Source organism: Roseobacter sp. (assembly GCF_024639605.1).
Lineage (GTDB): Bacteria > Pseudomonadota > Alphaproteobacteria > Rhodobacterales > Rhodobacteraceae > Roseobacter.
Window position 1 is genome coordinate 1 of record NZ_JAHEHZ010000088.1, and the last position, 14403, is coordinate 14403.

Annotated in this window: 10 protein-coding genes and 1 pseudogene; 3 read left to right on the top strand and 8 right to left on the bottom strand. The window is 60.7% G+C overall.

Features of this window, described 5'->3' with window-relative positions:
* Positions 1-267 (top strand): annotated as a pseudogene (locus tag Q0M35_RS12165) (MmgE/PrpD family protein); the annotation flags it as partial.
* Between the two features lie 60 nt (positions 268-327).
* Positions 328-663 carry an excinuclease ABC subunit A gene (locus tag Q0M35_RS12170; RefSeq protein WP_295315609.1) on the top strand — a complete coding sequence of 112 codons (336 nt, stop codon included), beginning with the start codon at positions 328-330 and terminating at the stop codon, positions 661-663.
* A gap of 113 nt (positions 664-776) precedes the next feature.
* On the opposite strand, the gene uvrA is transcribed toward Q0M35_RS12170, so the two are convergent.
* From uvrA to Q0M35_RS12210, 8 genes are all read right to left on the bottom strand, one after another.
* The gene (uvrA, locus tag Q0M35_RS12175) at positions 777-3662 is read right to left on the bottom strand and encodes an excinuclease ABC subunit UvrA (protein ID WP_295315611.1); all 2886 of its coding nucleotides are present in this window, start codon (positions 3660-3662) and stop codon (positions 777-779) included.
* A gap of 150 nt (positions 3663-3812) precedes the next feature.
* Positions 3813-4982 carry an MFS transporter gene (locus Q0M35_RS12180; protein ID WP_295315613.1) on the bottom strand — a complete coding sequence of 390 codons (1170 nt, stop codon included), beginning with the start codon at positions 4980-4982 and terminating at the stop codon, positions 3813-3815.
* A gap of 78 nt (positions 4983-5060) precedes the next feature.
* Complete coding sequence (locus Q0M35_RS12185; RefSeq protein ID WP_295315615.1) at positions 5061-5735, bottom strand: cyclic nucleotide-binding domain-containing protein; 675 nt, start codon at positions 5733-5735, stop codon at positions 5061-5063.
* Between the two features lie 309 nt (positions 5736-6044).
* Positions 6045-7439: a dihydrolipoyl dehydrogenase gene (lpdA, locus tag Q0M35_RS12190; protein ID WP_295315617.1), complete on the bottom strand. Its 1395-nt coding sequence runs from the start codon at positions 7437-7439 to the stop codon at positions 6045-6047.
* A 122-nt stretch (positions 7440-7561) separates the two neighbouring features.
* A complete protein-coding gene (locus tag Q0M35_RS12195; RefSeq protein WP_295315627.1) occupies positions 7562-8146 on the bottom strand; it encodes a DUF924 family protein in 585 nt (194 codons plus the stop codon).
* Between the two features lie 90 nt (positions 8147-8236).
* Positions 8237-9502 carry an MFS transporter gene (locus Q0M35_RS12200; protein ID WP_295315619.1) on the bottom strand — a complete coding sequence of 422 codons (1266 nt, stop codon included), beginning with the start codon at positions 9500-9502 and terminating at the stop codon, positions 8237-8239.
* 105 nt (positions 9503-9607) lie between these two features.
* A complete protein-coding gene (gene queA / locus Q0M35_RS12205) occupies positions 9608-10663 on the bottom strand; it encodes a tRNA preQ1(34) S-adenosylmethionine ribosyltransferase-isomerase QueA (protein WP_295315621.1) in 1056 nt (351 codons plus the stop codon).
* A 10-nt stretch (positions 10664-10673) separates the two neighbouring features.
* Positions 10674-14078 carry a hypothetical protein gene (locus tag Q0M35_RS12210; RefSeq protein ID WP_295315623.1) on the bottom strand — a complete coding sequence of 1135 codons (3405 nt, stop codon included), beginning with the start codon at positions 14076-14078 and terminating at the stop codon, positions 10674-10676.
* 100 nt (positions 14079-14178) lie between these two features.
* Between Q0M35_RS12210 and Q0M35_RS12215 the strand changes: the two genes are divergently transcribed.
* Positions 14179-14403: peroxiredoxin (locus Q0M35_RS12215; protein ID WP_295315625.1), on the top strand; the 225-nt coding region annotated here is incomplete at its 3' end.

Below are 14403 nucleotides of genomic sequence, written 5' to 3' on the forward strand. Positions count from 1 at the left end.
TGGGCAGGCGTTTCAATCCGGACCACCGACGGTCGAGAGCTGAGCACATCACCGCGCACCCCGCGTGGTGACACGGACATCCCCCTGAGCGACAGTGAGATTTCCAATAAATTTCATCTCTTTGCCGATCCGGTTATGGGCCGGGCGCGCGCCGATGAGCTGGAAACGCTTTGCGGCAGATTTGATAACCTCAACGCGCCCGAATTCGCACGGCTCAGAGATCTGTGTCTGACCCGCGCCGATACGCCGGTTTCCGCCGTTTTGTAAATCCGGTGCAACTTTTGCCATATTCCGGCGTTATACAGGCAAATAAACCGGAGTACTGAAATGCGACTAATGATCCCTGTCCTGATGGCCGCCGGGGCGCTCATCACCCCTGTCCCTGCCGATGCAGCGCCCAAAGGGTGCCCGCCGGGACTTGCCAAGAAATCACCGTCCTGCGTGCCGCCGGGTCAGGCCAAGAAGGGTAATTATCAGAATACCGCGCCTTATCGCCGGGGTGACGTGATCAGTGGCGATTATATTGTGATCCGCAATCCGGACCGCTACGGGCTGGACCGCTCGGGCACCTATTATAACAGCGATGGCTATGTTTTCAGGGTAGACCGTCAAACGCGCGAAGTGCTGGATTTCATTGGCGCCGCGGCTGCCCTGCTGAATTGAGCCCCAATGCAAAACCCGCCAGGTTTCCGAGCAAACCGTGGCGGGTTTTTATTTGGAGAGCTACCGCAATCCTTCTAGACCCCACCCTCTTAAAGGCGGGTTAACGCCCGGGCTTATTCCGCAGCCACGCGGCGCTGAGCGGTGAGCATGGGCTTAAGGTATTTACCCGTGTAACTTGCGGCGACCTCCGCCACCTCTTCGGGCGTGCCTGTCGCAACAATTTCGCCGCCGCCATCGCCGCCTTCGGGGCCGATATCAATAATGTGATCTGCGGTTTTCACCACGTCGAGGTTATGCTCGATCACGATCACCGAATTGCCCTGATCGACAAGCTCGTGCAGCACTTCCAGAAGTTTGCGCACATCTTCAAAATGCAGACCCGTCGTCGGCTCATCGAGAATATAAAGTGTGCGTCCCGTCGAACGCTTGCTGAGTTCTTTTGAGAGCTTCACCCGTTGCGCCTCTCCGCCGGACAGGGTCGTCGCCTGCTGGCCCACCTTGATATATCCAAGGCCTACCCGCATCAGCGCGTCCATCTTTTCACGGATCGACGGCACGGCCTGAAAAAATGTCTGGGCGTCTTCAACTGTCATATCAAGAACGTCGGCTATACTCTTGCCTTTAAACTTAATTTCCAGCGTCTCGCGGTTGTAACGCTTACCCTTACAGGTCTCACATTCAACGTAAACATCCGGCAGGAAATGCATCTCGATCTTGATCACCCCGTCGCCCTGACAGGCCTCACAGCGCCCGCCTTTGACATTGAAAGAGAACCGCCCGGGCTTGTAGCCCCGCGCCTTGGCCTCCGGCAGACCGGCGAACCAGTCACGGATCGGCGTGAAGGCCCCGGTGTAGGTCGCGGGGTTCGAGCGCGGCGTTCGTCCGATCGGACGCTGGTCAATATCGATAACCTTGTCGAGATGTTCGAGACCCTTGATCGTCTCACAGGGTGCGGGCGTCTGGCGCGCGCCGTTGAGCTGCATCGAGGCGGTTTTGAACAGCGTTTCGATGGTCAGCGTGGATTTACCACCGCCTGACACTCCCGTTACGCAGACGAATTTGCCCAGCGGATAGTCCACCGTCACGTTTCTGAGGTTGTTACCTGTGGCTTTGACCACCTGCACTTTTTTCCTGTTGCCCTTGCGGCGCTCTGCTGGCACAGGGATTTCACGCACGCCGGTAAGATACTGTCCGGTAATAGAATTTTTATCGGCGGCGATGACGGCGGGTGTCCCGTGGCTCACCACCTGGCCGCCATGTACACCGGCGCCCGGACCGATATCAAAGACATAATCAGCTTCCCGGATGGCTTCTTCATCGTGCTCGACCACAATTACAGTATTGCCCTGGTCGCGCAGGTTCTTCAGCGTAAGCAGCAGCCGGTCATTATCGCGCTGATGCAGGCCGATTGAGGGCTCATCAAGCACATAAAGAACCCCTGTCAGCCCGGATCCGATCTGGCTCGCCAGCCGGATGCGCTGGCTTTCACCGCCTGAGAGCGTGCCGGCGTTGCGGCTCAGCGTAAGGTATTCCAGGCCCACGTTATTAAGAAAGCCCAGCCGTTCGCGGATCTCCTTCAGGATCGCCCGGGCGATTTCATTTTTCTGCACCGTCAGGTTGTCCGGCACCGTCTCACACCAGTCAAAAGCCTCACGGATGGACATCTGCACCACCTGCCCCACATGCAGACGCTGATCTTCGGGGCCCTTTACCGGACCTATTTTCACGGCCAGCGCCTCTTCGCGCAGACGGTATCCCGCGCAGGTACCGCAGGGACGGTTGTTCTGATAGCGTTCGAACTCTTCGCGGATCCAGTTGCTGTCGGTTTCGCGGTAGCGGCGTTCCATATTGGGAATCACACCCTCGAATACGCGCGTCACCTGATAAACGCGCCCGCCCTCGTCATAACGAAAGGCGATCTCTTCCTTACCGGAGCCGTATAGAAAGACCTGCTGAACCTTCTCAGGCAGGTCTTTCCACTTAGTCGTCTGTTTGAATTTATAGTGCTTCGCAATTGCTTCGATGGTTTGCAGGAAATAGGGGGATTTCCCTTTGCGCCAGGGAGCCAGCGCACCATCGGCGATCTTGAGATTCTGATCAGGCACTACGAGGCGCTCGTCAAAAAAGAGCTCGACGCCCAGGCCGTCACAATCAGGACAGGCTCCGAACGGCGCGTTGAACGAGAACAGGCGCGGCTCGATCTCGGGGATCGTGAAACCGCTGACCGGACAGGCGAATTTCTCCGAAAAGGTGCTGCGTTCGGGCTCGCTCCCGGCGGGTGCTGTCTCAAGAATTGCGATACCATCAGCCAGATCAAGCGCCGTGCGCAGGCTGTCGGCCAGCCGCGTCTCCAGCCCCTCTCGGACCACGATGCGGTCGACCACGACGTCGATATCGTGGCGGAATTTCTTGTCGAGCGTGGGTGGCTCATCGAGTTCATAGAATTCGCCATCCACCTTGACCCGCTGAAAACCCTGTTTCCGCAGTTCCAGAAATTCCTTGCGGTACTCGCCTTTGCGGTCACGGATGATCGGGGCGAGCAGATAGGCGCGGGTCCCCTCCTCCATCATCATAATCCGGTCAACCATATCCTGCACCTGCTGCGCCTCGATGGGCTTGCCGGTGGCAGGCGAATAGGGGGTGCCGACACGGGCAAAAAGCAGCCGCATGTAGTCGTAAATTTCGGTGACCGTACCAACAGTGGAGCGCGGGTTCTTGGATGTGGTTTTCTGTTCGATCGAAATCGCCGGGCTGAGGCCGGAGATGTGATCCACATCCGGTTTCTGCATCATATCGAGGAACTGCCGCGCATAGGCCGACAGCGATTCGACATAGCGGCGCTGGCCTTCGGCATAGATCGTATCAAACGCCAGGCTCGACTTGCCGGACCCGGAAAGCCCTGTAATCACAACAAGCTGGTCGCGCGGGATATCCACGTCGATGTTCTTGAGATTGTGCTCGCGCGCGCCACGCACTTCAATGTTTTTCAGCTCAGCCATCCGGCACCCCCTGGTGTACCTGTCAGACATAGGCGCATGGCCGGGATTCTCCAATGAAAAAAAGTGAACATAGCATGAACATGTGCTTTGCAGCAACCGCGCGGCGGCGGGTTGCGACAATCCCTGTCCCTACCCGCTGTGATGTGTCGTTCAGACAGGTGCGGCAACGGCGTTGCGGCGCAGGCTCAGCACCAGATGAACGCAGGCGCCAAGGAGAAACGCAGCGCCCGCCAGCACCGGCAGGCCGGCATAGCCCATGGCGCCGGCGGTGATCGCCATCACGGGCGTGCCGAGGGTATTGCCGACATTCCCCATCTGCGCCATGGCACCGTTTGCCTGTGCCTGAGTTTCGGGGCGGTGATTAAGCTGCGGCACGGCGGCAAAGCTCGCGCCTTGAATGAGGCCCATAAATCCCGCCAGCACCAGTGCCGGAACAGAGCCACCGGGATCAGCCCAGAGCCAGAGCATCGAGAACGCGCTGCCCGTAAATCCCGTGATGATCACGCCGACAGCCGGCATGACCCTAAGCAACAGCACACCCAGCGTCATGGAGGCACCGATGCTGACCAGCGGCATGGCGCCCATCACAAAGGCCCGGGTATCCTGGGGGATATAAGGCGGAAGGACGGTCAGGATGGAGACAAAACAGAAGGTATAGAACAGCCAGCCGAGTGCGGGTGCAGAGATCGCCGGGGAGGTGTAGATCGCAACATGTTCGCGCAGGATACGGCCCGGCGAGAGCGCCACCGGCGGGCTGTCGATATCCAGTGCCCGCAACCGACGCCCGAGATAAAGCGCAAAGACCGACAGATAGAGCGCATGGGCAACAAGCAGCGCCGGAAGCCCGCCAGTTGCCACCAGCGGCAGACCGGCCCAGGCCAGGATTGCAAAGGCGACGCCGAAGAACGTGCCCCAGAGGGTCATCGCGAGGCCACGGTCGCCCGGAGCACAAACCTGAGCAATCAGCGTAGGGGCCGCGACAACGAGGGCCAGATGAGACAGACCTTCGAGCGCGCGACTGGCCAGCATCCAGGGCAACGGCGGCAGCAGCGCCTGAAACGCCGAGAGCGCGGCCCCCGTCCACAGCCCCCAGAGCAGCGCCCGACGGTACCGCACCCGCGCCACCAGCAGGCCCGCGATGACACCACAGAAAATTCCTAGAATACCAACGCAGGAGACAATCAGTCCGAGTGCATTACCGGCCTGCGGATAAATCGCCGGAAGCTGATCAAAGGTGGCGCTGAATTTTCCGTATTGTGCGGCAGCCCCCAGCCCTGCCCCCCAAAGCGCAAAGACCAGCCCCCAGTCTGTTTTCCCCATGGTCCAGGCCTCCCTCGGGCGCTTAGTGACAGAGCGCGCGGGTGCGAGCAATCACAAGGATCAGTTGTATCCGGGGAGCTACGCCGGGTCCTGCACAGGGAAACGGGCGCCTTCCTGCGTGACTGGCTGCGATTTGGCAGTGCCGGCGCCGCCGTTTTCCATCAGTCGCCGGGTAATCACACGCATCACCGACATACCAAAGCTCGGATCTTCGAACTGCAACCGCATAAAGCGCCTTTCGTCAATTTCGTAAAGCTCGGACTCCTCGGTGCACCGTACGGTGGCCGTCCGTACGGCATCGTCTGTAAAAAATGCAATCTCACCAAAGATTTCACCAGCAGCGAGCTCAACCCCCACCTCTTCGATCTGAACCCGGCCGGCACCCAGAAAGTATAGCGCATCCACCGGATCACCGCGACGGAACACAATCGTACCGGCGGGGGCTTTGCGTGCTTTGCCGTAGCGTTTGATGACCGAAAAATCCGGAAGTTCGCTCAGAGCGCCTTTTTTCAGTCTGCCGCGCAAAGACAGGATCTGCCAGAACCGATAGATATTGATCGGCAGCAGCAGCAGTTCCATCGCGAGCAATGGCCAGAGTTGCAGAATGGCGGCGTACACGCCGAAACACACAGAAGAAGCGATGGCCAGAATACGCAGCGGAATCATCGTATTCATCGCATATGTCGCGACGGTAAGCGCTGACGCAAGCCAGCCGATGGCCTCAACCCCGTGCAGCGACATCAGTCCGTTCATGTGCAATTTCCCACCCAAAGCACCTGATTAACAAGGCGCCGTTCCGCAGTATCGCACCTCCTTCGGCGATGCAAAGAGAGAACCGGCAGTAAGTCTGAGGGATCCGGGCCGTTCCGGCCGGCGAGGTTGTGCCGCATCACCCGATCGATGCTGATGCCGGAAACTCCCCGCGCGGATCAAAAGCCTGGTGTGCTCTGCAGCCTGAGACCCGTCAGCGCCGACTGGCGGGACCATTACAGCAAAATGCCGCAGCGGTCAGCCACGGCATCCTGTGTGTCCGGAGTATGATGCAGCCGCAATTTCCATCGCTTACATGTGGATGACCCGGTCATAGGCGTCCAGCACGCTTTCATGCATCATTTCGCTCAGCGTCGGGTGCGGGAAGACCGTGTTCATCAGGTCTTCTTCGGTCGTTTCAAGCTGGCGACCGACCACGTAGCCCTGGATGAGTTCGGTGACTTCCGCACCCACCATGTGAGCACCCAGCAGCTCGCCGGTTTTCGCATCAAAGATGGTCTTGATCATGCCTTCCTGCTCGCCCAGAGCGATGGCCTTCCCATTGCCGATGAACGGAAAGCGCCCGACCTTAATCTCGTAACCGAGTTCTTTGGCTTTAGCTTCGGTATAGCCGACCGAGGCCACCTGCGGATGGCAATAGGTGCAGCCCGCGATGGTCTCAGGCTTAACAGGATGCGCATGTTTGCCAGCGATCAGATCGGCAACCATGACGCCTTCGTGGCTGGCTTTGTGCGCCAGCCAGGGCGCGCCGGCAATGTCGCCGATTGCATAAAGCCCCTCGACACCCGTGCGGCAGTATTCGTCCGTCACAACGTGAGTGCGGTCGACTTTGACGCCGAGGTCCTCAAGACCCAGACCTTCGGTATTGCCGACGATGCCAACGGCGGAAATCACCGTGTCAAACTCGTGTTTCCCGACCTTGCCGCCAACCTCGATATGGGCGGTCACTTTGCCTTTGGCGCGATCAAGCTTCTTGACCATCGCCTTTTGCATGATCTTCATGCCCTGCTTCTCAAAAGACTTTTTGGCGAAGGCGGAGATTTCCGCGTCTTCGACCGGCAGCACGCGGTCCATCACTTCGACAACGGTCGTGTCAGCGCCCAGCGTATTGTAAAAGCTCGCAAATTCAATGCCTATGGCACCGGAGCCGATCACAAGCAGCTTTTTCGGCATGTGTTTTGGTTGCAGCGCGTGTTTGTAGGTCCACACCAGTTCACCGTCGGCTTCAAGCCCCGGCAGTTCGCGGGCGCGCGCACCAGTGGCCAGCACGATGTTCTTTGCTGTCAGCTCTTCGGTGGCTTTGTCGGTTTTCACCGAAACCTTGCCCTTTGCGGGGATGGTCGCCTCGCCCATGAAAACGGTGACCTTGTTTTTTTTCATCAGATGCCCGATGCCGCCCGAAAGCTGGCCCGCGACCTGACGCGAACGCTTGACCACCGCGTCCAGATCGTACCCGATATTGTCAGCTTTGAGACCGAATTCCTTTGCCCGGTGCATCAGGTGGAAAACCTCGGAAGAGCGCAGCATGGCCTTGGTCGGGATGCATCCCCAGTTGAGGCAGATGCCCCCCAGATGCTCACGCTCGATGATAGCAACCGACATGCCCAGTTGCGCACCGCGAATGGCTGCAACATAGCCGCCAGGCCCTGCACCGATCACAATAAGATCAAAGGATTTTGCCGCCATGAGTTGTCCTCGCGTGTTGACTTCCGGGGTATAGTTTACCGTTAAACTATATCCCGGAGAGCTTCAACAGCAGGGTGAAGTGCGAGATTGCCGCACCCTCTTTTCCGCTGGAGACCCGAAGCTCAGGCTGCCTGCGAAGGCTGCAGGGACCGCACTGTCGCGCCATAGCCGCCACCTGCTGTAAAGGCCGCTTCGGGTGCGGTTTCAGACCGGCTCAGCGCGTGATTTCGCGAGGGGAAACGGCCAAACTGCCGGATCACCGCACGGTGCGCCCGGGCATGAAGCAGCGTGGGTCCGCCGGTCTCCGGAAGGCGTTCGCAGATCAGTCGCACACAACGATCCTGATCACACAGGTTTTCCGAGTGCATCAGCGGCATGTAAAACATCCTGCGCGCGGGCTCGTCGATGCGCATGTCCCAGTTTCGCTCGATAGCGGATTTCGCGGCCGCCAGTGCCGCGCCGTCCGTCGCAAAGGACTTTGCCGTGCCGCGGAACATATTGCGCGGAAACTGATCAGTCAGAATGATATAGGCCAGTGCACCGGTGGGATAGGTCAGCCAGAGTGAATAGGCGCCTTCCCGGGCACTTTGCCATGTCTGCTCAAAGCGGTCACGGATCTCAGCGTCAAATGCGTCTGATTTCCTGAACCAGCCATCCGGGCCGGTCTCGTCCAGCCAGAAGCGCAGTATTTCATCGGGGCTCATCATCAATCCTCCCTCGTTCACCACATCCCCGTGGTGAGTGTATGCCTGTTTCACTTTTCCAACCTATTCACGATTTGCGTCAGTGCGACATATTCAGGTGTCATTTTCCGTCTTTTCGCTCTCAAGTTCCGTTTCGATGATGTATTCCTGTGCATATTCATGCGCCAGCGCGGTATAAGCGGGTGTCATCGGAACATACGCACCCGTTTCGTCTGAGAGCGTCGGTCGTGCAACGGTCGACCGGTAGGCTGCATAAGCCACAAGGGCGGCAAAGAGGCAGCCGGTGAAAAGATAGAACCCCGGAGGTCCGACAACCTCGATCATATAGCCGGTGATCAGCGGACCGGAAATTGCGCCCAGCCCGTTGATGAAGATCAGACCTCCAGACGCGGCAGCCATGTCTTCGTGCTCCAGAAAATCATTGGTATGAGCGATGAGCAGTGAATAGAGCGGGTTTGAAATGCCCCCCACCACAAATGCCGAAACCAAAAGCAGCCGGAAGTCTTCCCCGAGCGTCATGCCAAGGGCGGAGCCGGCAACGCCCACTGCCGCAGTGATGACCACCAGGAAGCGGCGATCCATACGGTCTGATATCCAGCCGATCGGGTATTGCAAAAGCATGGAGCCCACAAAAAACGTGGCCACGAATGTCGAGATCTGACCCACGCTGAGCCCGGCCTTTGCGCCATAAACAGGCGCCATGCCGAACTGTGCCGAAAAGATACCGCCGAGAATGAACATGCCGACCATGCCGAGGGGTGAAAACCCGTAGAGCGCGCGCAGGCTCATCGGCTTGGTTGTGTCGAAGGCGGGCGTCGGGCTGATCGACAGCAAGATGGGTGTAATCGCCACCGATACCAGCACCGACGGAATAACGAAGAGCACGTAGCCTGACGGATCCGCCGTCACCAGCAGCGCCTGGCTGACAACGATGCCGGCGGTCTGCACGATCATATAAAGCGAGAGCGCCTGGCCGCGGTTTGCGTTGGTGGCAGCGTTGTTGAGCCAGCTTTCCGCCGTCACATACACCGCCGAAAAACAGAACCCGATCAGCACCCGGCCCAGTGTCCAGACCCAGACATCCGTGAGCGTCGGATAGATGATCATTACAGCCGAAATGAGCGATGCGAGCGCTGCAAAGACCCGCACGTGTCCGACCCGCCGGATCAGACCCGGCGCCATGCGCGAGCCGCCGAGGAATCCTGCGAAATAGGCCGACATGACAATCGACATCTCAAGGGTGGAAAAGCCTTCGATCTCGCCCCGGATACCGAGCAGGGTGCCCTGCATGCCATTGCCGACCATCAGAAGGCACATCCCGAGGAGGAGCGCCCAAGCGCTGGATAAAACCTGTAGCATCCGCGGTCTCCGCCGTCAGTCGTGGGAGGCACGACTCAGTGCACCCTGCCTCATGGCCCGCCGTAGATCAGGCCCGTGCGCGACGCAACAGGTCGTATTGGGCCATCAGCGTTTTTGCGGGATCAGCAGCGAGGAATCGCCATAGGAGAAGAAACGATATTTCCGGTCGATGGCATGGGCATAGATTTCGCGCACCGTTTGCGGCCCCATCAGGGCGGATACAAGCATCATCAGCGTTGATTTTGGCAGATGGAAATTCGTCATCAGCGCATCGGTGACGCGGAACTCAAATCCGGGATAGATGAAGATATCCGTATCGCCCTCCCAGGCCGCGATGTCTCCGTTCCGCGCGGCGGTCTCGATCAGGCGCAGCGCGGTTGTGCCCACCGGAATGACACGGCCGCCGGCGGCTTTGGTCTGTGCTATTTCAGCGGCGGCCCCGGCGCTGACCCGGCCGTGTTCGGCGTGCATCTTATGTGTGGTCACGTCGTCCACCTTGACCGGCAGAAAGGTCCCTGCCCCGACATGCAGTGTAACATGGGTAAAGCTGACCCCGCGGGCGGCAATACGTGCCAGCAGATCCTCATCGAAATGCAGGGAGGCCGTGGGGGCAGCAACCGCCCCCTTGTTGCGGGCAAAAACCGTCTGGTAATCCGTGTGGTCCCGCGCATCAGCGGGCCGTCTGGCGGCAATATAGGGCGGCAGGGGCATCGCACCGGCAGCATTGAGCGCGGCATCGAAATCATCACCGGCGAGATTGAAACGCAGATTGCCCTGCCCCTCATCAGTGCCTTCAAGCACCGCCTCAAGGTCAGCGCCAAAGCGCACCCTTTCGCCCACCCGCAGTTTTTTCAGCGGACGGATCAGAGCCGACCAGGTCCCGTCGCTGCGCGGCTCCAGCAGAGTTGCGTCAATGCGGGCCTCTGTCCGGCCCTGAGCGCTCGTTCTGGCCCGGGTGCCGGTCAGCCGTGCCGGGATCACGCGCGTGTCGTTGAGCACAAGCCGGTCACCCGGCTGCAGCAGGTCCGGCAGATCTGATACGGTCCTGTCGGTGATCGACCCACCTTCCGCCACAAGCAGGCGCGCAGAGGTGCGCGGCACCGCCGGACGGGTCGCGATCAGCTCTTCAGGCAGGTCGAAATCAAATTCACTCAGCTTCATAAGGGGCGCTTTACCGATCCGAGCCTTCGACCACAACAGGGCGCTCGCGCGGGGCCGGCGCCGGGCGCGGTGCTTCTCCTTCGGCCAGCGGCACATCCGGTTTCGGTGCGCGGAAAAGATCGCGGATGCCGCCGGGCGTCAGCGCCGTCAACGGATTAACAGAGACCTGCGGGGCCGCCGTCGTGCCCCGTATGGAATAGTTGAACCCGAAGAGCCCCTCGCCTTTTCGGGTAAACACGCTGCCGATACTGTTGAGCAGATAAACCGGCGAAATCACCCCCTGCATGGCGATCTGGCCTGTGTCCGGCACGAAAACGCCGTCCATTGAGAGGCCGATGGAGGAACCGACGGCACTGGCTTCGCGCAGGGTGATGCGGGACGGGGCCAGCCGAAAATCCGCATCCACCTGAGAAAAGTAAATACCGTCGCCACCGATTTCATTCACAAGCCCCACAATACTGACCGCATTCAGCAAAGCCGCCATGGTCGGAGCGTCCACGACGCTGATGTCTGTGACTTTGAGCGTGCCGTCAAACGCGCCACCGGTGCCGACAGGTGTGAGCACAAGCTCAAGCTTTCCGCCGCGCCCCTGTTTGAGCACACCTGCCGCCGCGACCACCGCGCCTGCATCCGCGGCAGTGATGCGCACCGCACTGCGACCGCCGCGCGGGATCATCTCGCCCGAAACGGCTGCCGCCCCGTTGACCGTTCCTGTGAAATCCCCCGATAGCCCGCTGCCTCCGGTGGTAAAGCTGCCACTCAGGTCCCGCACTGCAATGGCATCGCTGACCTGCAGCGTGTCGAGACGCACACTCAGCGGCGCCCGGGGCGCATCGCCGGAGGATTTCGCAAACCCGGCCCGCCGCAGATCAAGCGATCCGCCGTTCACGGTGATCCCGACCGGCACCCCTTCGCCACGCCCGGAGATAACAACCGGGGCGTCAAACCAGCCTCCGATCCGCACCCGCGACAGTCGGATCCGGTCCAGCGCGCCGCCCTCTGAGATCAGAAGATCGCCGGTGGCCTCAAGCCCGGGCGCCTCCAGGGTCAGCCGCTCGATCACCGGCGGCGTGCTGAGGTCTGCTCTGAGCTCGAGCCTGGCTGCGGTACCCGCAGGTTTGGACCAGCTGACCGGATCGATGCGCAGGGCGATACCGCGCAGATCGGAGGTCAGCCGCAGCGCGGGAGGCTCTCCGCGCATCAGGTCTATGCCGATTGTCGCTTCCGTTCTGCCCGAGAGCGTGCCATCGGGCAGACTGATCCGGAAGCTCTCCAGAACGGCGGGCGTGATCACTGCGGTGCCGTCAACCCGACCCGGCGCAGGCGGTTTGTCCCCGATGGGCTGGCGCCAGGTTACGTCAAACGGCAAACCATCAAGATCGCCCGCACCGGACAATGACACCGCCTCGTCTGAGGCCACAAGCTCAAGCACCGGTGCGCGCAGCAGCCGGTCGGGCACTATCGCATCCGATGTGACATCGGTGACCGCGCCCTGCAGATCAAATCTGACAAGGTCCACCGGCACCCCCTTTTTCAGGGGCATCGAAATGGTTCCTGCCACCCGCGCGCTGCCACTTGCAATCTGCGGGGTACGACCGGCTTTTTCCATCACGCTGAGCGGCGGCAGATCCAGCAAAGAGAGGGCCGCCGTAACCGCGCCGCTGGCGCGCAGCCTGACGACACCCGGCGGGCTTTCACGGATTGTCACATCCGGAATAATAAAGGCTGTTCCGGTCACATCAACGGACCCGCCCTGCGGCGCCTCGACTATCCCTTCATCGGCCACAACCACAAAGCGGTCTGCGGCCAGGGTGGCATGGCCGCGCGCTTCTTTGAGGTTCGGCATAGTGCGCATAAACCGGGCCTCCGCACCGGCGAAATCAAAGCTCAGAAACGACTGAGGGCGGGCGCCGGGCCGCAGGCGGACAGCGCCCGATATATTCTGCATGACGCCGTTTCTGACATTCTCGGCAATCCACCGGCGGCTCTTGGGTTTGAGGCGTTCCGGCCAGAGTTCCAGGAGCCGCGCGGGGGTCAGCTCATCGAGGCCGCCATCAAGCGCCACATCCCAGCCGCGGCTGTCGGCCCCCACGCGGCCGCTGGCGTTCAGAATGCGGCCCTGATCCTCGATCTGCAACCTGCCCACATCAAGCGAAAACGGGTTCAGCCGCAGGCGGAAATCCAGTTCGGCCGCTTCCACCGATACAGGCGCAGGGTAAAGATCCGCAGGGTTCACACTCAGGCCACTGAGCCGGAACTGCCCTGTGAGGTCTCCGATCCGTCCCGTCTCACCGACACCGATTGCGGCCTGTCCTTCCAGCCGCCCCTCGCCCCACTGGCTGACTACTGACAACTCATCAAAGCGCAGGATCTGCTGTTGCGGCAGATAGGTGAAATAACTGCGCGCACCTTCTATCGGAATGGCGCGTGATTCCGGTGTGGGCTGAATCACACCCGCGCCGATCTGAAGCGTCGCATTCAGCGGACGGAAGGTGCCCGCATCCGTGACCCCGCCGCGCAGCGCCCCGGATATCGGTGCCCGCAGCGCGCCAAGCCAGGCAAAGGCGGGGCCCTGAGAGGCCACATCGCCCGCGTCCAGATCCGAGATTGTCACGCCGAACTCGGACGCCATCTCGCCGATCCGGCCGCTGTAGGTTGCAGCCAGTGTCGCAACCCCCGATCCGCCCCCGAGGAGGGCCAGATCTACCGCGATCTGAACGCTGTCGTCCTGACGGTTCAGACGCAGACGCCCGCCATCGATGGTCCATGCGCGGTTGGCGCGCTGATCAACGTACCGCAACGTGACTGCGGATATGCTGGCCCGCGTCAGCGTTGACAGAACAGGCCGCAGCAGCACCACATCCATCTGCGAGATCAGTTGTGCCAGATCGCCGGCCTCACGGCGGACCGGTTCCGTGCCGGCGCCGGCAGCGGCCCCGCCGGAAACCCCGGAGAGCGCAATCCGGCCGTCCTCTGTGCGCAGAAGCGTCAGGAAAACCCCGCTGGCGTCAACCGACCGTAAAGCCACCCTGCCGCGCAGCAGCTCCTCCATCGCGACGCTGACGCGCAGGTCGGAGAAGGTCACGATTTCTGCGCCCTGCGGCGTGGTTAAGGTAACATTGCGCACCGACGCTCTGGGGCGCCAGCCCTCATCCACCACCATCACGATATCGCCGAAGCTGACGACAGCGTCCGGTACAGCCTGTGCAATCCGGTCCTCAAGTTCCGAGCGCAGCCACTGAGGGGCTGCCATCTCGCGCCCGCTCAGCCAGAAGGTACTTGCGGCGAACCCCGTCGCGAGCAGACACAGAACGGCCAGCGCCCACAACGTGCGGCGGCCTCTGCGGCGCCGGGGGCGCTGCACGTCCTGATCCCGGGTGTCACGTTTCAAATCGCTGGCGGCCTGTGGTGGCATGACCGGTAACCGGCCCTTGTTCGCATGAAAGGGCTTGGCAGGTGCCGTCCCCGCTCTACTATGTCACCCGAACATCATCCTGAAAAGCCACGAGATTGTTATGCCAGAGATTTCCCAGCCTGCTCCCGATTTTACGCTGCCCGCGACCGGCGGCAACGATGTGACCCTGTCTGATCTGAAGGGATCACCGGTTGTGCTCTTTTTTTATCCGCGCGACGACACGCCCGGCTGCACAAAGGAAACCATCGGCTTTTCCGAGGCCCGCGCACAGTTTGAAGAGGCGGGAGCATCGGTTTTCGGGGTTTCCAAAGACAGCCTGGCCAGC

What these genes read in the sequence shown, in the direction of transcription:
- lpdA (WP_295315617.1), bottom strand. Translation starts at nt 7,439, where the DNA reads ATGGCGGCAAAATCCTTTGATCTTATTGTGATCGGTGCAGGGCCTGGC.
- Q0M35_RS12185 (WP_295315615.1), bottom strand. Translation starts at nt 5,735, where the DNA reads ATGAACGGACTGATGTCGCTGCACGGGGTTGAGGCCATCGGCTGGCTT.
- queA (WP_295315621.1), bottom strand. Translation starts at nt 10,663, where the DNA reads ATGAAGCTGAGTGAATTTGATTTCGACCTGCCTGAAGAGCTGATCGCG.
- Q0M35_RS12170 (WP_295315609.1), top strand. Translation starts at nt 328, where the DNA reads ATGCGACTAATGATCCCTGTCCTGATGGCCGCCGGGGCGCTCATCACC.
- Q0M35_RS12180 (WP_295315613.1), bottom strand. Translation starts at nt 4,982, where the DNA reads ATGGGGAAAACAGACTGGGGGCTGGTCTTTGCGCTTTGGGGGGCAGGG.
- Q0M35_RS12195 (WP_295315627.1), bottom strand. Translation starts at nt 8,146, where the DNA reads ATGATGAGCCCCGATGAAATACTGCGCTTCTGGCTGGACGAGACCGGC.
- uvrA (WP_295315611.1), bottom strand. Translation starts at nt 3,662, where the DNA reads ATGGCTGAGCTGAAAAACATTGAAGTGCGTGGCGCGCGCGAGCACAAT.
- Q0M35_RS12210 (WP_295315623.1), bottom strand. Translation starts at nt 14,078, where the DNA reads ATGCCACCACAGGCCGCCAGCGATTTGAAACGTGACACCCGGGATCAG.
- Q0M35_RS12200 (WP_295315619.1), bottom strand. Translation starts at nt 9,502, where the DNA reads ATGCTACAGGTTTTATCCAGCGCTTGGGCGCTCCTCCTCGGGATGTGC.